The organism is Providencia sp. PROV255 (assembly GCF_028478065.1).
Taxonomy (GTDB): domain Bacteria; phylum Pseudomonadota; class Gammaproteobacteria; order Enterobacterales; family Enterobacteriaceae; genus Providencia; species Providencia rettgeri.
Genome location: NZ_JAMPMI010000009.1, coordinates 175,591 through 201,443, shown reverse-complemented (window position 1 = coordinate 201,443; position 25,853 = coordinate 175,591). Strand labels below are relative to the sequence as shown.

General features: G+C 40.7%; 21 protein-coding genes. 11 read left to right on the top strand and 10 right to left on the bottom strand.

All coding sequences use genetic code 11. The features are described from left to right. Positions 1-69: 69 nt before the first annotated feature. Entirely contained in the window at positions 70-1,140 is a 1,071-nt protein-coding gene (locus tag PR725_RS10200) for a magnesium transporter (RefSeq protein ID WP_004913251.1), read from the top strand. A 32-nt stretch (positions 1,141-1,172) separates the two neighbouring features. Here the strand turns inward: PR725_RS10200 and PR725_RS10195 are convergent, their stop codons facing one another. Then, positions 1,173-1,706, bottom strand: a complete 534-nt coding sequence (locus PR725_RS10195) for a SprT family zinc-dependent metalloprotease (RefSeq protein WP_147318185.1) — start codon at positions 1,704-1,706, stop codon at positions 1,173-1,175. 106 nt (positions 1,707-1,812) lie between these two features. Here PR725_RS10195 and PR725_RS10190 point away from each other — a divergent pair, with 106 nt between their 5' ends. The 3 genes from PR725_RS10190 to PR725_RS10180 are packed head-to-tail and all read left to right on the top strand — an operon-like array spanning position 1,813 to position 2,993. Continuing rightward, complete coding sequence (locus PR725_RS10190) at positions 1,813-2,139, top strand: ArsR/SmtB family transcription factor (RefSeq protein ID WP_110732107.1); 327 nt, start codon at positions 1,813-1,815, stop codon at positions 2,137-2,139. Between the two features lies 1 nt (position 2,140). After that, complete coding sequence (locus PR725_RS10185; RefSeq protein WP_115166866.1) at positions 2,141-2,578, top strand: YeeE/YedE family protein; 438 nt, start codon at positions 2,141-2,143, stop codon at positions 2,576-2,578. 4 nt (positions 2,579-2,582) lie between these two features. Next, positions 2,583-2,993, top strand: coding sequence for a DUF6691 family protein (locus PR725_RS10180; protein ID WP_004262080.1), 411 nt, complete (start codon positions 2,583-2,585; stop codon positions 2,991-2,993). A gap of 171 nt (positions 2,994-3,164) precedes the next feature. Here PR725_RS10180 and metK read toward each other — a convergent pair whose 3' ends face one another. Next, entirely contained in the window at positions 3,165-4,316 is a 1,152-nt protein-coding gene (metK, locus tag PR725_RS10175; protein ID WP_004262078.1) for a methionine adenosyltransferase, read from the bottom strand. Between the two features lie 719 nt (positions 4,317-5,035). Between metK and speA the strand changes: the two genes are divergently transcribed. The 3 genes from speA to PR725_RS10160 all read left to right on the top strand — a co-directional run bounded on the left by speA (position 5,036) and on the right by PR725_RS10160 (position 9,419). Beyond that, positions 5,036-6,940, top strand: a complete 1,905-nt coding sequence (gene speA / locus PR725_RS10170; RefSeq protein ID WP_004262076.1) for a biosynthetic arginine decarboxylase — start codon at positions 5,036-5,038, stop codon at positions 6,938-6,940. Between the two features lie 442 nt (positions 6,941-7,382). Further along, positions 7,383-8,303, top strand: coding sequence for an agmatinase (gene speB / locus PR725_RS10165; RefSeq protein WP_109912701.1), 921 nt, complete (start codon positions 7,383-7,385; stop codon positions 8,301-8,303). Between the two features lie 336 nt (positions 8,304-8,639). Beyond that, positions 8,640-9,419, top strand: coding sequence for an acetoin reductase (locus PR725_RS10160; protein ID WP_004913238.1), 780 nt, complete (start codon positions 8,640-8,642; stop codon positions 9,417-9,419). A gap of 62 nt (positions 9,420-9,481) precedes the next feature. Here the strand turns inward: PR725_RS10160 and PR725_RS10155 are convergent, their stop codons facing one another. Beyond that, positions 9,482-10,357 (bottom strand): alpha/beta fold hydrolase, encoded by an 876-nt coding sequence (locus PR725_RS10155; protein ID WP_210850624.1) that lies wholly within the window; start codon positions 10,355-10,357, stop codon positions 9,482-9,484. A 164-nt stretch (positions 10,358-10,521) separates the two neighbouring features. Here PR725_RS10155 and PR725_RS10150 point away from each other — a divergent pair, with 164 nt between their 5' ends. Next, positions 10,522-10,770 (top strand): helix-hairpin-helix domain-containing protein, encoded by a 249-nt coding sequence (locus PR725_RS10150; protein WP_110732106.1) that lies wholly within the window; start codon positions 10,522-10,524, stop codon positions 10,768-10,770. Here the strand turns inward: PR725_RS10150 and PR725_RS10145 are convergent. The 7 genes from PR725_RS10145 to leuA form a co-directional block, all read right to left on the bottom strand. Beyond that, positions 10,767-11,498, bottom strand: a complete 732-nt coding sequence (locus PR725_RS10145; protein ID WP_272568831.1) for a TerC family protein — start codon at positions 11,496-11,498, stop codon at positions 10,767-10,769. The two genes, PR725_RS10150 and PR725_RS10145, sit on opposite strands and share 4 nt — an antisense overlap. A gap of 76 nt (positions 11,499-11,574) precedes the next feature. Beyond that, a complete protein-coding gene (gene mutH / locus PR725_RS10140) occupies positions 11,575-12,261 on the bottom strand; it encodes a DNA mismatch repair endonuclease MutH (RefSeq protein WP_004913228.1) in 687 nt (228 codons plus the stop codon). A gap of 560 nt (positions 12,262-12,821) precedes the next feature. After that, positions 12,822-14,501: an HTH-type transcriptional regulator SgrR gene (gene sgrR / locus PR725_RS10135; RefSeq protein ID WP_109912698.1), complete on the bottom strand. Its 1,680-nt coding sequence runs from the start codon at positions 14,499-14,501 to the stop codon at positions 12,822-12,824. Between the two features lie 514 nt (positions 14,502-15,015). Continuing rightward, positions 15,016-15,621, bottom strand: a complete 606-nt coding sequence (gene leuD / locus PR725_RS10130; RefSeq protein WP_123382319.1) for a 3-isopropylmalate dehydratase small subunit — start codon at positions 15,619-15,621, stop codon at positions 15,016-15,018. A 7-nt stretch (positions 15,622-15,628) separates the two neighbouring features. Continuing rightward, positions 15,629-17,032, bottom strand: a complete 1,404-nt coding sequence (gene leuC / locus PR725_RS10125) for a 3-isopropylmalate dehydratase large subunit (protein ID WP_004913219.1) — start codon at positions 17,030-17,032, stop codon at positions 15,629-15,631. A gap of 1 nt (position 17,033) precedes the next feature. After that, positions 17,034-18,122 carry a 3-isopropylmalate dehydrogenase gene (gene leuB, locus PR725_RS10120; protein WP_004913217.1) on the bottom strand — a complete coding sequence of 363 codons (1,089 nt, stop codon included), beginning with the start codon at positions 18,120-18,122 and terminating at the stop codon, positions 17,034-17,036. Positions 18,123-18,124: 2 nt separating this feature from the next. Beyond that, entirely contained in the window at positions 18,125-19,702 is a 1,578-nt protein-coding gene (leuA, locus tag PR725_RS10115) for a 2-isopropylmalate synthase (RefSeq protein WP_004262054.1), read from the bottom strand. Positions 19,703-20,596: 894 nt separating this feature from the next. Here leuA and leuO point away from each other — a divergent pair. From leuO to ilvI, 3 genes are all read left to right on the top strand, one after another. Further along, the gene (leuO, locus tag PR725_RS10110; RefSeq protein WP_004913213.1) at positions 20,597-21,565 is read left to right on the top strand and encodes a transcriptional regulator LeuO; all 969 of its coding nucleotides are present in this window, start codon (positions 20,597-20,599) and stop codon (positions 21,563-21,565) included. A 356-nt stretch (positions 21,566-21,921) separates the two neighbouring features. After that, positions 21,922-23,754: an AMP-dependent synthetase/ligase gene (locus PR725_RS10105; RefSeq protein WP_109912945.1), complete on the top strand. Its 1,833-nt coding sequence runs from the start codon at positions 21,922-21,924 to the stop codon at positions 23,752-23,754. A gap of 370 nt (positions 23,755-24,124) precedes the next feature. Further along, the gene (ilvI, locus tag PR725_RS10100) at positions 24,125-25,852 is read left to right on the top strand and encodes an acetolactate synthase 3 large subunit (RefSeq protein ID WP_004913206.1); all 1,728 of its coding nucleotides are present in this window, start codon (positions 24,125-24,127) and stop codon (positions 25,850-25,852) included. Position 25,853 lies beyond the last annotated feature (1 nt).

Sequence of the window (25,853 nt, the reverse complement as noted above, 5' to 3'; positions counted from 1 at the left end):
ATTCTCTCATCTGGTTTCGCCCCTATGTGAGTACTGTTTGAGTAACCAACAGTAATAGGGACTAAAAAAATGACATTCACTACCCAGAACAAAGCGGGAGCAGTTGCTATTGCTCAATCCGCAATGAAAGGCGCGCGCCTCAAAGACAATAATACACCGTCACCAAAAGTTGATGATGCAACAGTCAGCGCTTATATGAGTCAATCATATTTGCCAGTTTCTGTCGCAGACTCAATAGCTTGTGTGAAACAAAATCTTATTGAGCACCTTGATGGCGAGCAAATCCCAACCTATTTATTTGTTGTCGATAACGACAATTATTTAAATGGTATTCTTTCAGTTAAATCATTATTAGCTTCACCTGAAAATTTATTAGTGTCTGATATCATGAGACACAATTATTTTTCTGTTGCCCCAGAACAATCACGTCATGATGTTTATGACCTGATTAATCATAGCGGTTTAGATATGATACCTGTGGTGCAATTTGGCAAATTAATGGGTGTTTTGCGTCCGCAAGATATCGCCGAACTGATTGAAGATGAGAATACACTTGATGCGCAGCTACAAGGCGCTACCACCCCATTAGATGAGCCCTACTTAACGACAAGCCCTATAACTTTATGGCGTAAACGTGTCGTTTGGTTGTTGATGCTATTTGTGGCCGAAGCGTATACAGGAACTGTATTAAAAGCATTTGAAGAACAACTCGAAGCCGCAATTTCGTTAGCGTTTTTCATTCCGCTGTTGATTGGTACAGGCGGTAATAGTGGAACACAAATTACATCAACATTAGTCCGTGCAATGGCATTGGGCGAGGTGAGTTTACGTAATCTCGGCACAGTACTAAAGAAAGAGGTCTCTACCTCATTTTTAGTTGCGGTGACTATCGGTGGTGCGGCATTAATCCGTGCATGGATTTTAGGTGTTGGCCACGAAGTGACTATTGTGGTTAGCTTAACCATCGTTGCGATTACAATGTGGAGCGCGGTTGTTTCTTCGATTATTCCAATGGTATTGAAAAAACTGAAAGTGGACCCAGCAGTCGTTTCTGCACCGTTCATTGCAACTTTTATTGATGGAACTGGCTTAATTATTTACTTTGAAATCGCAAAATTAGTGATGACAGAGTTTGCCTAAGCGCACACCTCAAACTTGATGCGGCAGAAAGGTTAATTTTCTGCCGCAGCGACAAAAACCTCTTCTTGTTTTAACACTTCCCCACATTTTCGACATAAATATTGGTTTTCACCTCGTAGCACTTTGTTATGACGGCGTATGGTTAATTCATGAGTCATTTCACAGGCACAATGGTAGCGAAAAGTTTTACTTTTTACTGTCGTAACCGCAAAGTTGTGTGTACGTTTCGCTGTGACTTCCAGTACGTGTTGCATCATCCATTTCCATTCTTTGCCATGTGGTGCGATATTTTTACGGCCAAATATATGAAAAACCAACAAATGCGCTAATTCATGAGGCACAACCTCATCAATAAATTGTTCTGTATTTTCGATGAGTAAACTGGGGTTGAGGCGAATTTCCCATTCTTTTAAGTAAGCACTACCCGCAGTTGTTCCCCGTTGTTTGTAATTAACCGTTGGTTCTGGAAATGACTGTTCGAGTTTATGCTCTGCAAGTGCGAGCTTTTCTCGCAATATGCGCATAACTTGTTGTTGTAGAAAAAGTGGAACACGGATTGTTTTCATGGAGTAAAGGATACGTGAAGGCAATGGGCATAAACAAGCAATAATTGACATATATTATACCAAAATATATATTGTATTTTTATATAATGTAAAACAGCAAGAACATATGCACAATAATCCATCTGAACAGCAACTATTAGCGATGAAGCAGGCCGCGTCAGAAACAGCTTCATTATTGAAAACACTAGGGAATCCTGATCGTTTAATTTTATTATGCCAATTAACACAGGGTGAAGCCTGCGTGAGTGAGTTAGAAGAGCAGTTAGGAATATTACAACCGACACTCTCTCAACAATTAACGGTATTGCGTAATGAAGGCTTAGTGATGACGCGTCGTGAAGGAAAGCGCATTTACTATGCGATTGCAGATGCGAAATTATTTACGTTACTCAATACATTATACCAGCTTTATTGCCCTGTGAAGGAGATATGAAATGACAATCGATTGGGCTAATTTTACACCACTGTCTGCTGCAATTGGCGGTGTATTGATTGGGTTAGCCGCTGCAATTTTATTAGTTTTTAACGGCCGTATTGCGGGTATTAGCGGTATTTTAGGTGGGTTGCTAAAACCAACGAAGGGAGATACTGCGTGGAAAGTCGCTTTTATTATTGGTCTGATGAGCGCCCCAGCACTATTTACTTGGTTGGCGTTTACACCAGAAGTTAGCATTGCAACCAGTACACCTATTTTAGTTTTAGCTGGGCTGTTTGTTGGTTTTGGCTCACGGCTTGGAAGTGGTTGTACTAGCGGCCATGGGATTTGTGGCATGGCAAGGTTATCTCGTCGTTCAATTGTTGCTGTATTGGTCTTTATGATTGTTGCTTTTGTAACAGTCGCATTAGCTAACCATTATGGGATAGGGAGATAAACCAATGCCTATTCTTATCGCATTAATTTCAGGGATACTGTTTGGTTTAGGATTGGTCATTGCCGGAATGGGAAATCCAGCAAAGATTTTAGCGTTTTTAGATATTACTGGAACGTGGGATCCCTCTTTATTAATTACGATGGCAGTTGGAATGGTAATCAGTGGTATTGCTTTCTTAGGGGTTAAAAAACGCTCTGTTAGTGTACTAAATTGCCCATTGCAAATTCCGACCAATCAAACGATAGATAAAAAACTAGTCACCGGAAGTGTGTTATTTGGTGTGGGATGGGGGCTAGCAGGGATTTGCCCAGGGCCTGCATTATTGTTAACGGGAATGGGATTAACACAAGGGATAATATTTACATTAGCGATGGTTGCTGGAATGGCTATTTTCCAGTTTACGCAAAAAAATTAACCGTTAATTCAGCGCAAGTCTAATCGGTTTTGAAAATAAACGAGGAAAATCAATTTATTGATTTCGGCTGATAATACAAAGCGGGAAAAACCACGCTTTTATCCCGCTTTGTCAACAACCAAACCCATCATTAGATGGGTTTTTTTGTATGTGGTTTATTTACCGACGTAATTACAAGCCTGCGGCGGCACGCAATGCTTCAGCTTTGTCAGTTTTTTCCCATGGGAACTGTGAACGACCAAAGTGGCCGTATGAAGCAGTTTGTTGGTAAATTGGGTGTAATAAGTCAAGCATCTTGATTAAGCCGTAAGGACGTAAGTCAAAGAATTCACGAACTAATTGAATTAATAATGACTCATCAACTTTACCTGTTCCAAAGGTTTCTACCATAATCGATGTCGGTTCTGCCACGCCGATAGCGTAAGATACTTGAATTTCACAACGGTCTGCGAGGCCCGCGGCGACAATATTTTTTGCCACGTAACGTGCTGCATAGGCTGCTGAACGGTCAACTTTTGATGGGTCTTTACCAGAGAATGCCCCACCGCCATGGCGAGCCATACCGCCGTAGGTATCTACAATGATTTTACGGCCTGTTAAGCCACAGTCACCCATCGGCCCACCGATAACAAAACGACCCGTTGGGTTAATAAAGTACTTGGTATCTTTTGATAACCACTCTGCTGGTAGAACTGGCTTGATGATCTCTTCCATCACCGCTTCATGCAGGTCTTTTTGTTGAATATCTTCAGAATGCTGAGTAGATAAAACAACGGCATCAATACCTACAATTTTGTTATTGTCGTATTGGAATGTTACCTGACTTTTCGCATCTGGGCGTAACCATGGCAACGTGCCATTTTTACGAACATCCGCTTGGCGCTGAACTAAGCGGTGTGCATAAGTAATAGGAGCAGGCATTAATACATCAGTTTCGTTGGTTGCATAACCAAACATTAGGCCTTGGTCACCCGCGCCTTGTTCTGATGGGTCAACACGGTCAACACCTTGGTTGATATCAGGCGACTGTTTACCAATTGCACTTAAAACAGCACATGAATTGGCATCGAAGCCCATTTCGGAACTGGTGTAGCCAATTTCGCGAACAGTTTTGCGCGTGATTTCTTCAATATCAACCCAAGCACTGGTGGTGATTTCTCCCCCGACCATTACCATACCTGTTTTGACGTAGGTTTCGCAGGCAACGCGAGCTTTCGGGTCTTGTTCCAGAATAGCATCAAGTACTGCGTCAGAGATTTGATCAGCAATTTTATCTGGATGCCCTTCTGATACAGACTCAGAAGTAAAGAGATGTGTAGCCATGAGATTAATACCTTAAGAATTCGCAAATTTATAATTGGATGTTTTAACATCTAGACGGCTATTTTAGTCCCATACGGTAAAAATTTCTACCTGTATTTATACAAAAAAGGAATAGAGCCATAAAACAGCAATGGGTAAAGTTTTATCGCAATTTAGTCATTTTGGTTTTGCTTTTTGAGCGCAATAGATGTATAAACTGCGACCGTAACGGATGGTTGTTGTTTCCCGTTATATACCAGCAGAATGATATAAAACTTCTGCTATCTATCAGGAATGTTTATAAACTTTTGAATTTCAATAAAAAATAAGGTGATATAGCTTAAATCAACAGGTCAAACTGCCAAAATAGTGCTACCACATTGAAATTTTAAAGGGGTAAACAGTTATATTGGGGGTTAATGGGTAATGATCCATAATCTACTGAATAACAGTATCCAACCGTCATATGCGGATCGCCGCGTGACTTTGGCATTTACTTTCCTGTCATTCTTTACTTCATCACGAAGTTACCGTCACATCTTTAATACACCTTCGAGGCTGAGTCATTAATCTGTCAGCTTAAGGTCGTATATTGTCACTGTTTAGAAGTTCTAAGCACTTTTTATTAAAATCTGAGTATTGCCGTTTCCCCGACATAACTGCCTTGCAGTGTTATGTCCTCACTGACATGCATCAGGAAGGAGAACGCGTCACTCACCCCTCCATAAAAGGAGTTTATTATGAATGATAATATCGCTCGCAAAATGCGTCAGACGTACAACATCGCGTATTGGGGTGGTGGTTACTATCAGGTGAATGAGCGCGGAAATGTCTGTGTTTGCCCGAATCCTGAGAACCCTGACACCTTTGTTGATTTAGCTGACCTCGTTAATCAGGTTAAAGAAGAGCAGGAGCATTTACGCTTACCTGCATTGTTTTGTTTCCCGCAAATCTTACAGCATCGTTTACGTTCAATAAACGCGGCATTTAGACGCGCACGTGAGTCTTATGGCTATAAAGGCGATTACTTTCTGGTTTATCCCATAAAAGTTAACCAGCAACGCCGAGTCATTGAATCGCTGGTTAATTCTGGCGAGCCGCTCGGCCTTGAAGCGGGTTCAAAAGCTGAATTAATGGCTGTTTTAGCCAACGCAGGTAAAACACAGACTGTTATCGTCTGTAATGGGTATAAAGACCGTGAATATATCCGATTAGCGTTAATTGGGGAAAAATTAGGTCACAAGGTTTATCTTGTTATCGAAAAAATGTCTGAAATTGAGATGGTATTGGCAGAAGCGGAAAGCTTAAATGTCACACCACGCTTAGGGGTTCGTGCCCGTTTGGCTTCCCAAGGCTCAGGTAAATGGCAGGCAAGTGGCGGTGAAAAATCTAAATTTGGTTTGGCTGCAACTCAAGTACTGCAATTAGTGGAAATTTTACGCAATGCGAATCGCCTAGACAGCTTACAGTTGCTTCATTTCCATTTAGGCTCTCAGATGGCCAATATTCGCGACATCGCTACGGGTGTCCGTGAATCAGCGCGTTTCTATGTGGAATTACATCGCCTAGGCGTTAACATTCAGTGCTTTGATGTGGGCGGTGGCCTTGGTGTTGACTATGAAGGTACTCGTTCTCAATCCGATTGCTCGGTCAACTATGGTTTAAATGAATACGCTAACAACGTGATTTGGGCAATTGGGGATGCGTGTGAAGAATTCGATTTACCGCACCCAACCGTAATCACAGAGTCTGGCCGAGCTCTTACTGCTCATCATACCGTTTTAGTCTCCAATGTAATTGGTGTTGAGCGTAATGAATTTACCAAAACAACACCACCTCATGAAGATGCACCACGTTCATTGATTTCCTTATGGGAAACGTGGGAGTCAATGCAGCATCAAGGTAATAGCCGTTCATTACGTGAATGGCTGCATGATAGCCAGTTCGACTTACAAGAAGCGCACACTCAGTATGCACACGGCGTACTAGATTTAACGCAACGAGCATGGGCAGAAGAGTTATATCTAAATATTTGCCGCCGTATTCAACAGGATTTAGATCCAAGTAATCGTGCTCATCGTCCGATAATCGACGAACTCCAAGAGCGCATGGCTGATAAGTTTTATGTGAATTTTTCCTTATTCCAATCGCTACCAGACTCTTGGGGAATCGACCAAGTGTTCCCAGTATTACCGATTGAAGGGTTAGATAAACCATTAGACCGTCGCGCGGTACTGTTAGATATCACCTGTGACTCAGACGGTATTATTGACCATTATGTGGATGGTGATGGCGTTGAAACCACAATGCCAATGCCTGCATATGACCCAGAAAACCCACCAATGATAGGTTTCTTTATGATTGGGGCATACCAAGAAATTTTAGGTAACATGCATAACCTATTTGGTGATACTGCCGCGATAGATGTCTGGGTTGATAGCCAAGGCAACTTGCGTTACTTGCAAAGTGAAGAGGGCGATTCTGTGGCAGATATGCTGCAATACGTCAAATTAGTACCGGAAGTCCTACTAGAAAGCTTTACAGAGCAAGTAAAAGGCACCGGTTTAAGTGAGCAACTTCAAAAAGACTTTGTGGAAGAGTTCGAGAATGGCCTATATGGGTATACTTATTTAGAAGACGAATAAATGCTCAATGCGCGTTATATTTCGCACCGCCGCGTTGTTGGCTGCATTTGCCAACCCTAGTCACATACTTGTGTATGCTCCTAGGGATTAGCTCATTTTGCCGCCTAGCGACAGCACGAACTATTTAGCGCATTAATATATGAGATTAATATATTCAATGTTCGTTATGCTTCAAGTGGTGGTGGTGTGGCAACGCTCAGTTATTCGGGTCACATACTTGTGTATGCTCCTAGGGATTGGCTCATTTTGCCGCCTAGCCACAACATAAACTATTTAGCTCATTAAATGACTCATAGGGCATTAAGATAGTGAACAGATAATAACTTTGTGCAAATAACATGATTTGTTTATTATTTATACTGTACGAAGTTAATTAGGTAAAACTATTCGAACCAAATATAAAAAGGGCTTGCTAACGGGCTGGCCTATTTGAGGAAGAAAAATGATTAATAGTACTTTAGGCAATCAAGTTGATAATTCACTGGTTTCTAACGCATTTGGTTTCTTACGTTTTCCGCTGAATTTTCAGCCTTACAGCTCAGACGCTGAGTGGGTGATCACGGGTGTGCCCTTCGATATGGCAACCTCAGGCCGTGCAGGTAGCCGTCATGGGCCAGCCGCTATTCGCCAAGTGTCTACTAACCTTGCATGGGAAAGTCACCGTTGGCCGTGGAACTTTAAACTAACCGAACGTTTAAATGTCGTCGATTGTGGTGATGTGGTGTTTGCTTTCGGTGATGCGCAAGACATGAGTGATAAACTGCAAGCACATACTGAAAAACTACTTGAATCAGGTAAACGCTGCTTGACCTTTGGTGGTGACCATTTCGTTACACTGCCATTGCTGCGCGCTCATGCAAAACACTTCGGTAAAATGGCCTTGGTTCATTTCGATGCGCACACTGACACCTATGGCAATGGCAGCAAATTTGACCACGGAACCATGTTCTATCATGCACCAAAAGAAGGTCTGATCGACCCAAATCATTCAGTACAAATTGGTATTCGTACCGAACATGACAGCGATAATGGCTTTACTGTATTGGATGCAGGTCAGGTGAATGATCGCAGTGTGGATGATATGGTCGCGCAGATCAAAGAGATTGTCGGTGACCTACCTGTTTACCTGACTTTCGATATAGACTGCCTTGACCCTGCATTTGCACCGGGCACAGGAACCCCTGTTATTGGTGGTTTAACGTCAGATCGTGCATTGAAATTATTGCGTGGAATACAGTCATTAAATATCGTGGGTATGGATTTAGTGGAAGTCGCTCCGGCTTATGACCAATCTGAAATCACGGCATTAGCCGCAGCATCTATCGCATTAGAGATGCTGTATATCCAAGCCGCTAAAAAATAAGTCATTTATTTTCAATTGCATCATTAAGCCACCGATTGGTGGCTTTTTTATGTCCATATTTTATATAAGTGGTTATCAATTATACTAAAAATCAATAAATCGCATTTTTTGTTTATTAAATTGAGAATGATTTTTATTAACAATAATCTTATAATTTACGTCTATATGTATTTTTCTACGGTAAAAAAAACATATTAACCTTGTAAATAGTGAAATATTTTTTATAAATAACAAATATTAGGCTAAAATTAATACTTTGTAACTTATTGTTATTGTTGCTAACTTAATATTAAAGGTGAACTAGTCAATTTGGCTATTATTCAGTAGGAGAAAAGTATGGCGTTAAATAATAAAGTTATCTTAGTTACTGGTGCAGCTCAAGGTATTGGTCGTGGTATCGCATTGCGTTTAGCGAAAGAAGGCGCTGATATCGCACTGGTGGATTTGAAAAAAGACAAGCTCCAAGATGTTGCCAAAGAAATTGAAGCGTTAGGCCGTAAAGTAACAACATTTGCCGCAGATATCAGTCAACGTGACCAAGTTTTTGCTGCGGTGGCTCATGCAGAAGCTGAATTGGGTGGTTTTGATGTAATGATTAATAACGCGGGGATTGCACAAGTTAAGCCAATCGCTGATGTTCGCCAAGAAGATATGGATTTAATCTTCAAAATCAACGTAGATGGAACCATGTGGGGCATTCAAGCTGCTAGTGAAAAATTCCAAGAACGTAAACACAAAGGAAAAATCATCAATGCATCCTCTATTGCAGGACATGATGGTTTTGCAATGTTAGGCGTTTACTCTGCCACAAAATTTGCCGTACGCGCATTAACGCAAGCCGCGGCAAAAGAATACGCCAGTTCAGGTATCACTGTGAATGCTTATTGCCCAGGTATTGTTGGGACAGATATGTGGGTAGAGATTGATGAGCGCTTCTCTGAAATCACAGGTACGCCAAAAGGTGAAACCTATAAAAAATATGTCGAAGGCATCGCATTAGGTCGTGCACAAACGCCAGATGATGTGGCAGGTTTGGTTGCATTTTTAGCGAGCGATGACTCTGACTATATTACTGGCCAATCTATTTTGACTGATGGCGGGATTGTGTATCGTTAATTCATTCATATGAATCTAGGATGCAATAATAGCCGCGATGAATAACTCATCGCGGTTTTTGTTTATGCGGCGTATTTCTGAATATCAACTAAGATATTGTCTGCTTGAGTCCAAAGCAAAGAGCCGCCTTCTTGCGAATGTAAATGGTGGTTGCAGTTTAGTAAGCGACCGGACAAAATTTTACCAAAATCGGGGGAGTGTACGGTGCTCATATCTAATTCGCCATACCATAAGGATGTCGGGCATTGAATATCTTCAGGGGTGAATCCCCAAGGCTGTAAAGAGAGGATTAAATCCTGTACATAACCTTGATTACCTTGTGCAAAAGCGCGTCGAATACACGCAGTATAGGCATCAAGGAATTGTTCTTCATTATAAAGTTGTTGGTCAATATCTGCGCTGCAATTAAGAATAAATGCCAACAGCCACTCACCAGTGACATTCTTTAATAGCCAATCTGACAGGGCTTCAGGGGTGTTAAGAGCTTGTTCTTGCATGTTCACGACATCCGTGCGGAGTATCGCGCGAGTTGCAGGGTATTCAAATTGGTCTTGCCCAGACACAATAGACAGTGAAATAGGCTGGCAATAGTGGGCGATAGCCATCGCAAAAACAGCACCTTGAGAAAAACCAACGACAGAAAATCGGGTAATGGATTGCTCATTTAGCAGTGCTTGCACATCCATAGCAAAGCTTTTCAATGATTTTTCAGGGTGAAAAGTGGATTCACCAAGGCCCGCACGTTCAGGAACAATCAAACGAATGTTCAGCTGTTCGAGTAAATCCAAACCAAACCCTAATGAACCACTCATCCCTGCTCCTGTACAAAAAATAACAGGAAAACCTGTTTTAGGGCCTGATTCAAACCAGTAAAATTGGCGGTTATCAGGTAATTTCATCGTGTGTTGATGTGTGTTGGTCAGTGGTGCGTTATACATGGTGAATTCCTAACACAGAGCAGGTACAGATTGGGTGATAAGATAGGTCAGCTAATAATTATTAAAACTGGCATTGTTATAGTTGCAATTTTAAAGTATTAAATAGGTAAAATGCAAAATATTAGCTTAATAAATATCAATTCATTAACAATGAGAAGAGTAAAATGGCATTTTCTGAATCAGAAAAACAGATTTTGTTGGCAGTTAAAGGGGTCGGGCCCACAGTGATTAGCCGTTTAGAACAAATGGGGTTTAGTTCACTCGCACAATTAAGTGAAGCTTCCTACGATGAAATTTTAATTTATGGGGCCGCATTAACAGGCTCAAGTTGCTGGAAAAATAGCCCACAAGCGAAAAAAGCGGTAGAAGGGGCTATTTTAGCAGCTAAACAAGCGGTTAGATTGCCATCTTAATCAGTTTGGTTTCTCGTTTTCCATTTCTTACTACGCAAGATATTGAGAACTTGTACTGCCATGGAAAAGAACATCGCAAAGTAGATATAGCCTTTTGATACATGAACTTGAACACTTTCAAGTAGTAAGGTGAAACCAACAAGAATCAAAAATGATAAGGCTAAGATTTTTACAGAAGGGTAGCGCTCAACAAAGTTGCCAATGGGTTTGGCTGCAAGCATCATAATGAGCACAGCGATGACGACCGCAGCCATCATGATAAATAAGTGGTCTGATAGCCCCACAGCCGTGATCACGGAATCTAAACTGAAGATAATGTCTAACAAAGCAATTTGAACGATAGCCCCCCAAAATGAGCTCACTTTTTTATTTGCTAGGCTATTTTCACCTTCTCCTTCAATCGTATCAAAAATTTCTTGGCTTGCTTTCCAAATAAGGAAGATCCCACCTGCACATAATATGAGATCGCGAGCGGATACCACATGGTCAGCGACAGTAAAAAGTGGGGTGGTAAGGCGTGATAACCACGCAATAGAAGCCAATAATGCAAGACGCATCACCATTGCTGCAATAAGCCCAGTCCGTCTGGCACTATTTTGTTGGTGACTAGGAAGTTTGCTCACCACAATACTGAGGAAAATAATATTATCGATGCCTAGGACAATTTCTAATATGGTTAATGTAGCGAGTGCCATCCAGGCATTGGGATCCAGTATCCACTCAAACATCTTGGTACCTTCTAATTAACGAATTAAACAGTGATAATAATTTATCGTCTGCTTTGGTACAGGCGATGGTTAGCGACTAACTTAAACTAAAATGCCGTGCTAGTAAGGGCGCGGTAAAATCTTTTTTAAGATAAAAACCACGTGGTAGCGTCATAATAGGCTGACCAAACTCACCAATAGCTTCCGTTAGTGCTTTATTGTTTGCGGCCTTAGGGCGAATTTGTAATACCTGCCCATGACGTGCAGTAATACTTTCCACTTTGCCTAACACAATGAGGTCCATTAACTCTTCCCAATCTTGCCGTAGCAACTGTTCTTCAAACGGGGACGGGCTCCAAATTAATGGGTTTGCAACTCTACGTTGTGAGAGTGGGATTTGCCTTTCCCCTTCAATAGGAAACCATAAAATACGGGACAGCTTGCGGCGAACATGGCTATTTTCCCATGTTAAACCACTGTTTCCTGTTAACGGTGCAACAGAAACAAAAGTGGTTTCAAGTGGAACACCATACCGGTCAATCGGAATGGTTTTTAATTCAATTCCAATATGGGCGAAATCTTGCTCTGCCTTACTTCCCGCATTCGCGCCTAAATAATATTCCAATAGCATACCAACCCAGCCTTTATCGCGCTTGAGATCCTGAGGAATAGGGATAGCTGCGTGTTGGGCGAGCTCACCAAGCGTGTAGCCAGCAAGAGCTTGCGCTCGGCTCATTAAGGTCGCTTCGTTATCAGGTGGTGGTGGTGCAATAAATGGCGTCATGGTTTGAATAGTAATGTATAAAAAGTAGCCAGTGAAAATACATATAACTCAAGAAGTATAACACTTTTTCTTTGGTATTTTTAACTATCTGATATATAGGGGTATAATATCATTTATTCATCCAAGTTATAAATTATTACAGAGGTTATTCAAGTTCATCCCAAGATAATCACAGGATCATGCACTAGGTTATCCACAGGATTTCTGGATAACTGTGAAAAATAGAGATTACTGTGTGTATTTACAGCCTTGACTAAACGGTTTTTATGACGCAAATCACAAAATATGAGTAAGTTAAGCACATATCTTGTGGATAAATACAACGTTGTTTGATCTTTGCTCAGTTAAAGTCCTAAGCATGTTAGTTAAAAAAGTAGTCAGTGGATGAAAGGCTGTTTTGCTATTTATTTGTTTGATTTATCAGTGATTATTCAACTGTGCTTTTTTTTGATAAAAAAGCGACTTGGGGATATACCCTGATTACCATGAGGTTGTTCACATGGATATCCACAGAAAAAGTGAATAACATCCTTATTATTCATTTCATCTGTTTATAACTATCAATATTTTTCTAGGTTATCCTCAGACGGTTTAAACCACGCAGATTTAAAATCAAACCAGCCAAAGGTATTCATTCGTACACCGCGCATGGTTTTTTGGCCTTGCAATTCAAGCCAATGATGAAAAACGGGGTGAAAGATTTGTGAGTCAACTAAGCTTTCACACCAAGCTTCGACATCTAATTGGTTATTACGCCACAGATTAAGTTCATTGCTGAGAGGGTTATTAAGGCATTGTCGTAGCAATGGCATTTCGTACAAGGTTGCAAAGATGGAAAATTCGAGAGGTTTAAAAAAGTTAGCTGTTGCTAACCAAATATCACTTTCTCCATTGCCATTAAACCAATCATCGTAATCAATGATATTGATCTTAAGTTCCACACCTTGCATCTGTAAAACCCGTTTCATAATTTGGCTAATTGCGTAGAACTCATGGTGGTGGCGATAAAAAGTGACAGTAAGCTCAGTTAAATCTTCAGGCTTGGGAAACAAGGTTAGCATTTTACTGTGATGCCAATGGAGTAACAGGCCATAAGCAGGTGCCCAATGGCGCTGATAAAAAGGTTCGCAATGTGCAAGTAGGTTGACAGGGGTTAAAAAGCTACATAACCACTTACGAACATCTTCACGCTGAGCTATCGGTGAACGCTGATCCATTAACAGGAAATAACAGCCTTCTTCCATACGACTTTCGAGCGAGCCATTATGGTGCTTATCACCATCCATTTTTAATGTTGTACAGACCATTTGCTCAGAGAGTTCAGGAACTACCCAAATGGTCACTTCATCGAGTAGCGCACGATAGCCAAAATAGCGGTCGAAAGCCGTAATGGTCAGCTTTTGTGGCAAGTTTTTTTCTACTTGATAAGGGCCAGTGCCGATTGGGGAACGGCTAAAGTTTTCGAGGCTCTCCCACTCTTTCGGTAAAATGGCGGCATGGTGGCTACCTAATAACCAAGGTAGTTGTTTATCAGGCTCACTTAACGTGATATCAATGACATAAGGCTGCGGTGAGCTAACGGATTGAATATGTGAGAATAGCGGCCAACAGGTTTTTAAGCGTAAAAGGGAATAAATAATATCGTCGGTAACCATTTCTCGCCCATGATGGAAATAAATAGCGGGGCGTAAATAAAAACGCCATTGGGTATCGCTGGTGGATTGCCAATGGTGGGCAAGGCCATCTTCTACTTCCCCTTTTTCCTCATTTATATGGGTAAGGCCATTAAATATTTGGCTCATCAAGTGAATTTCTGAGCGGCGCATTGGCGCACCAGGAAGCAATGTCGGGAAATCTCGATAATAAATAATTCGTAATAAATTCTTACCTTGTCGATAGCTGCGTTCCAGTTCAGACAATACCATTTGACGAATGGTTTCCTTATCACCCACTAGGGCGACAAGTTTTTCAATACTTTCTTCTTTGAGTAGTTGTTCAGCCTGTGCCTGCTGTAGCTCCAAGCCATTAACATGAAAAATAAGGGTAGAGCGTTTTCCTCGACCAGACTCTGCTTGCCAACTAAGCCAACCTTGTGACTGCATATTATTAAGCAGAGTACGGACATGACGGCGAGAGCAAAACAGCGTATCAGCGATGTCTTGTAGTGTTGTTTCACTGTCTTGACCCTGAAAATGTTGCCAGAGACGAATGAATTGGGTTTGTAATCGCGAATTAGACATAAAAGAGGAACTCCGGCAAAAAATACATCAATTTTAATTTCCTAAATTCTCACGATAATAGAAGGTAGTAAGTAGCTCGTTTGGTCTGCAGTTGCAGGCCGACTCCCCCATTTAGAGTAATGGTGTTTCTCACCGAGCCGGTTTTTACCGGCTTTTTTTTATTTTTTTCGTCATATTTTGCGCCGTGGCTGTGTTGGCTTCACTCCGCTACCCTAGTCACATACCGGTGTATGCTCCTAGGGATATCTTCATTTTTCCGCCTTGCCACAACACAAACTATTTAGAAAAAATCGTTAAGTAAAAGTAAAAGTAAAAGTAAAAGTAAAAGTAAATTTTGTGATGGGCAAAATATTTAGGTTAATTATACAGGAAGATATTAACGGGGAAGTGATTTTGGATTGTAAATTTTTAATGATGGATGAATTCCGCATTTTTGGTGCGAAGTAGGCGGTTTAGTTGGATAATTAGAGCTAAAAGAGGAACTACGCCCACCAAAGTAGGCGTAGAAAAGGATTTACTGCATAAAGGATGGAATCTTGCTTTCAAAATCGGTGATCTGGTCGACATGTTGCAACGTCAAACCAATACTATCCAAACCATTCATCATGCAGTGGCGACGGAAGCTATCAATTTCAAAATGATAGGTTTTATCACCCGCAGTCACCGTTTGAGCATCTAAGTCTACCGTAAACTGGCAACCTTCATGGTCATTAACATAGTTAAACAGCTCATCTACTTCGGTTTCACTTAATTTAATTGGTAATAATTGGTTGTTGAACGAGTTGCCATAAAAAATATCAGCAAAACTTGGGGCGATAACCACTTGAATACCAAAGTCAGTCAATGCCCAAGGTGCGTGCTCACGGGATGAACCGCAACCAAAGTTTTCACGAGCTAATAAAATACTTGCCCCTTTGAAAACTGGCTTATTTAAGACGAAATCAGGGTTAGGTTGTTGCCCGTTCTCATCTAAAAAACGCCAGTCATTAAACAAGTGTTGGCCAAAACCAGTGCGAGTCACTTTTTGCAAAAATTGTTTAGGGATAATGGCATCAGTATCCACATTGGCTGCATCTAAAGGAGCAACAATCCCGACGTGTGTAATAAACTTTTCCATCATTTTCTCCTTAGATTTGAATATCACGTACATCAGCAAAATGGCCATTAATCGCTGCTGCAGCCGCCATTGCTGGGCTAACTAAGTGAGTACGGCCTGCTCGACCTTGGCGACCTTCAAAGTTACGGTTACTGGTTGATGCACAGCGTTCGCCAGGGTTTAAACGGTCGTTATTCATCGCTAAGCACATAGAGCATCCAGGTAAACGCCATTCAAAGCCCGCTTCAATGAAAATTTTATCTAAACCTTCTTGTTCCGCTTGGGCTTTAACAGGGCCAGATCCCGGAACAACGATGGCTTGCACGCCATTGGCAACTTTTTTTCCTTTAGCAATTGCAGCTGCTGCACGTAAATCTTCAATACGCGAATTAGTACATGAACCAATAAATACTTTATCAATTTTTACATCAGATAATTTAATACCGGACTCTAACCCCATGTAAGCTAATGCTTTCTCCGCAGAAGCACGCTCAACAGGGTCTGCAAATGATTCTGGGGCAGGTATCGGTTGGTTAATGGCAATTACTTGCCCCGGGTTAGTTCCCCATGTGACTTGTGGTGCGATGCTACTTGCTTGAATAGTAATGACTTTATCAAATTGTGCATCATCATCAGTTTTTAACGTTTTCCAATACGCAACCGCGTCGTCCCACTGTTGGCCTTTAGGTGCAAATTGGCGACCTTTCATATAGGCAAAGGTGGTTTCATCTGGTGCGATAATCCCCGCTTTCGCACCTAATTCAATAGCCATGTTGCATACCGTCATACGGCCTTCCATGCTCAAGTTTTCGATGGCTTCACCGCAAAACTCAACAATATAGCCAGTACCGCCTGCGCTACCAGTTGTACCGATAATCGCTAAAACGATATCTTTTGCGGTAATGCCAGCAGGAGCTTTGCCGACGACTTCAATTTTCATTGTTTTAGCGCGTGCTTGTTTCAGTGTTTGAGTCGCCATCACGTGCTCAACTTCTGACGTCCCGATACCAAAGGCTAATGAGCCAAATGCACCGTGTGTTGCGGTGTGGGAGTCTCCACATACAATGGTCATACCGGGTAAAGTGATACCTTGCTCAGGCCCCATCACATGGACAATACCTTGGTATGGGTGATTCAAATCATATAAAGTTACGCCAAACTCTTTACAGTTTTTCATTAACTCTTGCATTTGAATACGAGCCATATCGCCACAAGCATTAATATCTTTGGTTTGCGTCGATACGTTGTGATCCATGGTGGCAAATGTTTTACTTGGTTGATGCAATGGGCGTTTTTTAGTTCTCAAACCATCAAATGCTTGAGGTGATGTAACTTCATGTACCAAGTGACGATCGATATAAATCAAAGGGATTTCATTTTCGACCTCACGGACAACGTGGGCATCATACAATTTTTGGTATAAAGTCTTGGCCATGTTAAACCCCTTCTGCAATATAACGAGCAATAATATCGCCCATTTCACTGGTACTTATTGACTGACCTGCACCTGCTAAGTCTGATGTTCTATAACCTTCTTCTAAGGCTTTATTGACTGCACGCTCGATGGCATCTGCCGCATCCGTTTGGTCTAAGCTAAATCTTAACAGCATGGAAGCAGATAAAATTTGTGCAATTGGGTTGGCAATATTTTTTCCTGCAATATCTGGTGCAGAGCCGCCTGCAGGTTCATATAAACCAAATCCAGCTTCATTCAAGCTTGCAGAAGGTAACATGCCCATAGAACCGGTGATCATCGCACATTCATCAGAAATGATATCGCCGAACAAGTTAGAACATAACACCACATCAAATTGAGATGGGGCTTTGATCATTTGCATTGCTGCGTTATCGATATACATATGGCTGACTTCAACATCTGGATATTCTTGAGCAATTTGGTTGACCACTTCACGCCATAATACTGAACTTTGCAACACGTTTGCTTTATCGATTGATGTGACTTTGTTATTACGTTTGCGAGCCGATTCAAAAGCAATACGCGCGATACGCTCGATTTCATAGCGGTGATAAACTTCAGTATCAAATGCATATTCTTCTTGGCCTTCACCTTTGCGGCCTTTCGGTTGACCGAAGTAAATTCCACCGGTTAATTCACGGACACAAAGAATATCGAAACCTTGAGCTGCGATGTCTGCACGTAATGGGCAAAATGCTTCTAATGCTTGATATAAGCGAGCAGGGCGTAAATTACTGAATAATTTAAAATGCTTACGTAAAGGTAATAATGCACCGCGTTCAGGCTGGCTATCAGGTGGTAAGTGTTCCCATTTAGGCCCACCGACAGAGCCAAATAATACCGCATCAGCTTCCTCACAACCTGTTACTGTAGCCTGCGGTAACGGTTCACCGTGTTTGTCGATTGCCGCGCCGCCAACATCGTATTCAGTGGTGTTAATTGTTATTGCAAAACGTTTACTGATAGCGGCTAAAACCTTGTGAGCTTGCGCCATCACTTCTGGACCGATGCCATCTCCCGGTAATACGGCAATTTTATAGTTAGACATTGTTAAACTGCTTCCTTTGTGTTTGATTGTGATTCTTGATTTATTTTTTGTTTTTCTTTTTCAACTTGTTCAGAGCGCCAAATGCTATTTAATACATGCACCATGGCTTTCGCTGAAGATTCGACGATATCTGTTGCTAATCCCATCCCGTGGAACTTACGGTTATGGCATTCAACCACGATATCCACTTGGCCTAACGCATTTTCACCATGGCCCTTAGCAGATAACTGGTACGAGACTAATTTCATAGGGAATTGTGTGATGTTGCTGATGGCTTGGTAGATGGCATCAACGGGGCCATTACCGGTCGCCGCTTCAGACTTCACTTCATCGCCACACTGCATTTTGACTGTTGCTGTTGCAACAATACTAGAGCCTGATTGTGTACTGAAATAGTCCATCACGAAGTGGTCAGTTTCATCTTGTTGTTTCGTAAAGAAAGCTAAGGCTTCTAAGTCATAGTCAAAGACTTGACCTTTTTTATCAGCTAAATTCAAAAATGCAGTATACAATTCATCCAATTTGAAGTCTTTACCTTCGTGATACCCCATTTCCTCCATACGGTGTTTAACAGCGGCACGGCCTGAACGTGAGGTTAAATTTAATTGTTGTTCTTTTAAGCCGATAGACTCTGGTGTCATGATTTCGTAGGTTTCACGATTTTTCAACACACCGTCTTGGTGAATACCTGATGAGTGAGCAAATGCGTTACTACCTACAACGGCTTTATTAGCTGGAATTGGTGTATTACATAATTGGCTAACTAATTGGCTGGTACGGTAAATTTCTTTGTGATTAATATTGGTATGCACATTCAACATTTGTTCGCGCAGTTTAATGGCCATAATCACTTCTTCCAATGCCGTGTTGCCAGCGCGTTCGCCTAAGCCATTGATGGTACCTTCAACTTGGCGGGCACCGGCTTGCACAGCACTGATTGAGTTAGCAACTGACATCCCTAAATCATCATGGCAATGCACAGAAATAACAGCTTTATCGATATTTGGCACACGGTTATACAAATCAGTGATAATTCCGCCAAACTGGTAAGGTGTTGTATAACCTACAGTATCTGGAATATTGATTGTTGTTGCACCTGCATTAATAGCCGTTTCTACGATACGACATAAATTATCAGGGTCAGTACGGCCCGCATCTTCACAGGAGAATTCAACGTCATCGGTATAGCGTCTTGCGCGCTTAATGGAATTAATTGCCATATCCATTACGCCATCAAAGGATTTATTTAATTTCTTCTCCATATGTAAATTGGAGGTAGCTAAGAAAATATGGATACGAAAGGCTTCGGCAACCTTTAATGACTCAGCTGCAACATCAATGTCATTTTCAATACAACGCGCTAATGCACAAATTCGGCTGTTTTTGATTTCTCTCGCGATGGTTTGTACGGATTCGAAGTCACCCGGTGAAGAGACTGGGAAACCCGCTTCAATGATATCAACCCCTAAACGCTCTAATGCGAAGGCAATTTGTAATTTTTCTTTGACTGACAAACTTGCCTGTAATGCCTGCTCACCGTCGCGTAAGGTGGTATCGAAGATAATGACTTGGTTGCTCATATTGTGTTCCTCATATCGAATTTTGTTTTTTGCTGAGAGTTATGTTCTTCCAAAGCCGCAGGCATAAAAAAACCCGCGGGTTGCGCGGGTTTTTAATGTTTGTGGACAGTTTGTTTCTATTTTTCGTCCATAAGCATACCGCGCAAATTTAATGCGAGTAGTAGTAGGCTTAGTAGGCGAATAGAAAATGTCATTTTTAACTGTCTCTCTTGAGTATCTTAATCAAACTGTATTTATTGATACGTTATCTTAAAGTTAATGTCAATCATAGATTTTTAGCATATTTTTACCAATCATGAATTATGGCTTCTGGCTGGTGGTTGTTGCTGTTTTTTTTGTGTATCCCTTCTGTTTTGTCTGGATTTTTGCGTTGTTATAAGGGTAAAATTCTTTTGCTATGCTCATTCAAATGCTTTCATGATTAAAGTTATTGATTTTTATGCAATTTTTATTTTTTGATGTAAGGTGAGACTCAAGGTAGGGAATGAATCATCTTCGCCAATACTTTTTAATTAAGTTAATTATCTAATAAATGAGTATTTAAAAAATAATCTGATAATGAGAATATTTATTGATTCTACATACGATTTATTATGATTTCTTGCAAAAATTGCTTTATTATTTTTACGGTGAGTGATTGCAATGCTAATAAGTGGTTATCATTCATTATTTTGATGAATATTTACGTTTTATAATGATATTTATACTGCAAGTTTAATTAATAGGTAAAGTAATATAAACGTCGTTTTAATAAATGCAGGGAAAGCGAAATGACTTATTATCTATAAGTTGTTTTAAGAATAATATTTAATGAATTTATATATTCGTCGGTTTTTTAAGATGAATGACTCTTTTCGTTAATGAAAAATGATAAATATATTAGTGGAGTAAAAAATGACTGATTTTGATACAATTTCAACAGCTAAAAAAGACAGTAGCGATATTCATTTACGTAATGTTGATCTCAACCTATTAACGGTTTTTGACGTGGTTATGCAGATGCAAAACGTAACAAAAGCAGCGCAAGTTCTAGGGATGTCTCAACCTGCGGTGAGTAACGCAGTTTCACGTTTAAAATCAATGTTTAATGATGAGTTGTTTGTCCGGTATGGGCGTGGTATTCAGCCGACATCTCGTGCTAAGCAACTGTTCGGGCCTATTAGGCAAGCATTACAATTAGTTCATAATGAATTACCTAGTGCAGGTTTCAATCCACAAACTAGTGATCGAGTATTTAATTTATCTATTTGTTCACCGTTAGATATTCGTCTAGCTGCTATTATTGTCGAAAAATTTAAGGTAGTTTCGCCTAATATTAATATAGTCATTCATTCTTTTATGGATAATAAAATTGCTCATCAATTAAAATACCAAGAAATGGATTTTTTCCTTGGCTATAATCAATTAGAAAAGACAGAATTTCAACATCAGGTTTTATTTGATGATGAATTGGTATTAGTGGTGGCTAGTCATCACCCACGTATTGGTAATTCAATTTCTGAAATTGAATTAAATAATGAACGTCATGCTATTATGTCAATGGATAACATGGGATCATTTAGTAAACCTTATTATAATAATACTGAGTTATCGCATACGATTAGCTATCAAGGTACTGACTTAAATAGTGTCCTGAGTCTTGTTGCTCAAACTGATCTCGTCGCTATTGTGCCAAAATGGCTAGTGAGTCATTACTTTGGACAACTAAAATTACGGACATTAACGTTGCCTTGGCTTCGAGATACACTGCCTTGCTATTTAACTTGGCATGAATCAACGGTTAGGGATAAAGGCCATCAATGGATGAAATCTCAATTTAATCAGTTGATTGAGGAACTCTCTGAACAGGCTGTTGCTGCATAGTACTCCTATTTAAAAATTGTTAGAGGTTGTTGGCGAGCTCAGACATTGTGAGTAATAAATAACGCATATTGTTAAGGGGCAATAACAAATGAAATTGCCCCTTAAAGCCAATAACCTCTATATTTCTATAGACGTGCTTATAACAAAGATAGATACGCCAACAAGGTAATTAACTCATTATCGTGAGCGTTATGATGAGTTTTGTAGCAGACATAACATTTGCACAAAATTTACATATAAATGCTTTTCACGCATCTCTTTAGTCGATACACTGCGAATATTCAGCTAACACTTGTAAGCTGAAATAATAAGAATAGTTAAGTGCTTGTGAATGTACCGAGTAACTTATATCGATAATGACCTATAGGGAATACACTTTGATTACTGAAAATCTATATCCATACCACTTGGTTAATCGCTTACGTAGCAGGGTTACTGCGCACGAATCGGCGAACCGGATAGCTTTCAGTCAATGGGATAACGGGCAACAGAGCTCATTAACTTGGGGCGAGGTAGGCGATCACACATCAGCGATTTCTCGTCGTCTCTTAGCATTAAACGTTATCACACAAGAAAATATTGGGTTATTTGCCCATAACAGCATGAATTGGTCATTGGTTGACTTTGCCGCGTTACAAATTAGGGCTGTCACAGTGCCACTTTATGCAACTAGCAGTGTTGAGCAAGCGGCGTATATTATTAATGATGCCAATATTAAAGTGTTGTTTGTTGGGGAAGATATGCAATATCAAGTTGCATGCCAATTGCCAGCTCTTTGTCCTCAATTAACGACGATTATCGTGATGAACGACAATGTTGAGTTGGCTGATATTTCAATCGACACCCTGCATTTATCTACATTTATGGCGCAAGCACAAACCGCATACCAAACGGAACTTGATGAGCGCATCGCTGCACATAATCTCGGTGATTTATTTACCATCATTTATACATCAGGCACTACTGGGGAGCCCAAAGGCGTTATGTTGGATTACTACAACATGGCTGCCCAACTGTATCTCCATGACGAACGATTACAACTAACTGCTGATGATGTTTCTTTAAGTTTTTTACCACTTTCACATGTTTTTGAACGTGCGTGGAGCTTTTACGTTATGCACGTTGGGGCGTTAAACGTTTATTTAACAGACACCAATCAAGTTCGGGAAGCATTAACGGAAGTAAAACCGACTGTGATGTGTGCGGTTCCCCGTTTTTATGAAAAAGTTTATTCAGCAATACACAGTAAAGTGGCCAAAGCACCTCTCATCCGTAGGGCGCTATTTCGCTGTGCAATATCTCTTGGCAAGCGCCGTGTGAAAGCCTTAGCAAAAGGCCACAAACCCTCTTTAGTTAACCGCGCTATTTTTCCGATGGTTGATAAACTGGTTCTCAGTAGAATTCGCGAAGGGTTAGGCGGTCGAATTCGTTTCATGCCAGCAGCTGGCGCCCGTCTTGATGACGATGTGATTGCATTTTTCCTTTCAGCAGGGGTAAATATTAAATATGGCTATGGTATGTCAGAAACCTGTGCCACGGTATCTTGCTGGGAAGAAGGTAAATACCCATTAGGTTCGATAGGTACACCACTATCTTCTGTTTCAGTGCGTATTGGTAAAGACGATGAAATACAAGTAAAAGGGCCAGTGGTCATGAAAGGCTATTTCAATCGACCAATTGAAACCTTGGATACGTTTACAGCAGATGGCTGGCTAAAAACGGGGGATGCAGGAAAGATTGACGAACAAGGCAATTTATATATTACGGATAGGCTAAAAGATTTAATGAAAACGTCTAACGGAAAATATATTGCACCACAGATGATTGAAGGGGTATTAGGGCAAGACAAGTTTATTGAACACATTGCAGTTATTGCGGATGCACGCAAGTTTGTTTCAGCGCTGATCGTGCCTTGTTATGACAGCTTAGAAGAATATGCCCATTCAATAAACCTGAAATATCGAGATCGTTTAGAACTCTTAAAAGACTCAAATATTGTGGCCTTATTTGAGAGCCGTTTAAAAGATTTGCAAAAAAATATCGATAATTTCCACCAAGTTAAGCGTTTTATATTACTACCTACCACATTTTCAATGGAAAAAGGTGAATTAACGCCGACGTTGAAACTGCGCCGTAAAATTATTTCTGAGCGCTATCAATTAGAAATTGAATCGATGTACAAAGAATAATTTACCATCTAATTATCTGACTTACCTGTATTATGGGTAGGTCAGGTCTTGTTTTTGTTCTATTCATATTTATTTATTCAGATTATCACTTAATATTAAAATCAGAATGGTTCCAACTAATTAAAGTTGCACTGTTTTTCCATTCATAGTAGTCATTCTTTCTCCCATTATTTTTATACGCAGTCAATTTATCTATCAAATACTCATGTTCAAGATGATGTGAAAGTTTCGTGATCCTTGCACTGAAATGGTGTTTGCTTCGTTTCAGCCAGAGCGATATGTTAATAGCACGAATTTCACAATTTTAATGATAAAAATAAAGAGGTAGTTCATACCTCTTCACTTGCAAATAATGTCTGGGGGCAAACTCATGGAGATGTTGTCGGGAGCGGAAATGGTCGTCAAGTCGTTGATTGACCAAGGAGTAAAGCACGTGTTTGGTTATCCAGGCGGTGCGGTATTAGATATTTATGATGCACTTCATACAGTTGGTGGGGTAGAACATATTTTAGTGCGCCATGAACAAGCCGCCGTTCATATGGCAGATGGTTATGCACGCTCAACAGGGGATGTTGGGGTTGTTTTAGTGACATCTGGTCCTGGGGCAACAAATGCGATTACCGGTATTGCGACGGCTTATATGGACTCCGTACCAATGGTGGTGTTATCAGGGCAGGTTGCAAGCTCGCTAATTGGTAACGATGCGTTTCAAGAATGCGATATGGTTGGAATTTCAAGGCCAATAGTCAAACACAGTTTTTTAATTAAAAGCGCAGAAGAAATTCCTGAAACCATCAAGAAAGCGTTTTATATTGCAGCAAGTGGCCGTCCAGGGCCTGTGGTGATTGATTTTCCTAAGGACACCGTTAACCCAGCTTTGAAGTTTGCTTACCGTTATCCAGAGAACGTTTCTTTGCGGTCTTATAACCCTACATTACAAGGACACAAAGGCCAAATCAAAAAAGCATTAACTAAATTGGTTTCAGCCAAAAAACCAGTTTTCTATATTGGCGGAGGGGCGATTAACGCGAATTGCTCTGCTGAACTTATAGAGTTGGCAGAAAAACTGCAATTACCGGTGGTATCAACCTTAATGGGATTAGGGGCTTTCCCAGAAACGCACAAGCAATCCGTGGGAATGCTTGGGATGCATGGAACCTATGAAGCCAACAAGGTGATGCATAACTCGGATGTGATTTTTGCCGTTGGTGTTCGTTTTGATGATAGAACAACGAACAATTTAGAAAAATATTGCCCAAATGCGACCGTCATTCAAATTGATGTTGACCCAACGTCTATCTCAAAAACGGTCAATGCCGATATCCCAATTGTTGGCGATGCAAAACTCACATTAAAACAAATGTTAGGTCAGTTAGACCAAGCTTCAGCCAAACAAGACAACCAAGCACTCACTGCGTGGTGGAAAGAAATTGAGCAATGGCGCAGCAAACAGTGTTTACGTTACGAAACAAGCCAAACAAAAGTTAAACCACAGCAAGCCATTGAAATGATTTATCGTTTAACGAAAGGTGAAGCGTATGTAACGTCTGACGTTGGGCAGCACCAAATGTTCGCCGCATTGTATTATCCCTTTGATAAACCTCGCCATTGGATAAACTCAGGAGGACTCGGCACGATGGGCTTTGGTTTACCTGCTGCTCTAGGGGTGAAATTAGCGCATCCAAAATCGACCGTTGTCTGTGTGACAGGGGATGGTAGCATCCAGATGAACATTCAAGAGCTTTCAACCGCTCTGCAATATGGCTTACCGGTTTTAGTGCTCAACTTAAATAATGGTTTTTTAGGCATGGTAAAACAGTGGCAGGATATGATTTATCAAGGCCGTCACTCACAATCTTACATGCAATCATTGCCTGATTTCATCAAGTTAGCACAAGCGTATGGCCACGTTGGTATTTCGATAGCAACACCTGATGAGCTAGAAGAAAAACTAAAACAAGCCCTTGTTGAAGTGAATGAAAATCAGCGATTAGTTTTCGTTGACGTCAATATTGATGAAACTGAGCACGTTTATCCAATGCAGATCCGTGGTGGTGCAATGGATGAAATGTGGTTGAGCAAAACAGAGAGGACCTGAT

Excerpts from the sequence above, each read along its gene's own strand:
- leuD (WP_123382319.1), bottom strand. The coding sequence starts at position 15,621 with ATGATGGAAAAGTTTATTACACACGTCGGGATTGTTGCTCCTTTAGAT.
- PR725_RS10200 (WP_004913251.1), top strand. The coding sequence starts at position 70 with ATGACATTCACTACCCAGAACAAAGCGGGAGCAGTTGCTATTGCTCAA.
- PR725_RS10190 (WP_110732107.1), top strand. The coding sequence starts at position 1,813 with ATGCACAATAATCCATCTGAACAGCAACTATTAGCGATGAAGCAGGCC.
- PR725_RS10195 (WP_147318185.1), bottom strand. The coding sequence starts at position 1,706 with ATGAAAACAATCCGTGTTCCACTTTTTCTACAACAACAAGTTATGCGC.
- leuA (WP_004262054.1), bottom strand. The coding sequence starts at position 19,702 with ATGAGCAACCAAGTCATTATCTTCGATACCACCTTACGCGACGGTGAG.
- leuB (WP_004913217.1), bottom strand. The coding sequence starts at position 18,122 with ATGTCTAACTATAAAATTGCCGTATTACCGGGAGATGGCATCGGTCCA.
- sgrR (WP_109912698.1), bottom strand. The coding sequence starts at position 14,501 with ATGTCTAATTCGCGATTACAAACCCAATTCATTCGTCTCTGGCAACAT.
- mutH (WP_004913228.1), bottom strand. The coding sequence starts at position 12,261 with ATGACGCCATTTATTGCACCACCACCACCTGATAACGAAGCGACCTTA.
- leuC (WP_004913219.1), bottom strand. The coding sequence starts at position 17,032 with ATGGCCAAGACTTTATACCAAAAATTGTATGATGCCCACGTTGTCCGT.
- PR725_RS10145 (WP_272568831.1), bottom strand. The coding sequence starts at position 11,498 with ATGTTTGAGTGGATACTGGATCCCAATGCCTGGATGGCACTCGCTACA.
- metK (WP_004262078.1), bottom strand. The coding sequence starts at position 4,316 with ATGGCTACACATCTCTTTACTTCTGAGTCTGTATCAGAAGGGCATCCA.
- PR725_RS10180 (WP_004262080.1), top strand. The coding sequence starts at position 2,583 with ATGCCTATTCTTATCGCATTAATTTCAGGGATACTGTTTGGTTTAGGA.
- speB (WP_109912701.1), top strand. The coding sequence starts at position 7,383 with ATGATTAATAGTACTTTAGGCAATCAAGTTGATAATTCACTGGTTTCT.
- PR725_RS10155 (WP_210850624.1), bottom strand. The coding sequence starts at position 10,357 with ATGTATAACGCACCACTGACCAACACACATCAACACACGATGAAATTA.
- PR725_RS10160 (WP_004913238.1), top strand. The coding sequence starts at position 8,640 with ATGGCGTTAAATAATAAAGTTATCTTAGTTACTGGTGCAGCTCAAGGT.
- leuO (WP_004913213.1), top strand. The coding sequence starts at position 20,597 with ATGACTGATTTTGATACAATTTCAACAGCTAAAAAAGACAGTAGCGAT.
- PR725_RS10185 (WP_115166866.1), top strand. The coding sequence starts at position 2,141 with ATGACAATCGATTGGGCTAATTTTACACCACTGTCTGCTGCAATTGGC.
- ilvI (WP_004913206.1), top strand. The coding sequence starts at position 24,125 with ATGGAGATGTTGTCGGGAGCGGAAATGGTCGTCAAGTCGTTGATTGAC.
- PR725_RS10150 (WP_110732106.1), top strand. The coding sequence starts at position 10,522 with ATGGCATTTTCTGAATCAGAAAAACAGATTTTGTTGGCAGTTAAAGGG.
- speA (WP_004262076.1), top strand. The coding sequence starts at position 5,036 with ATGAATGATAATATCGCTCGCAAAATGCGTCAGACGTACAACATCGCG.
- PR725_RS10105 (WP_109912945.1), top strand. The coding sequence starts at position 21,922 with ATGACCTATAGGGAATACACTTTGATTACTGAAAATCTATATCCATAC.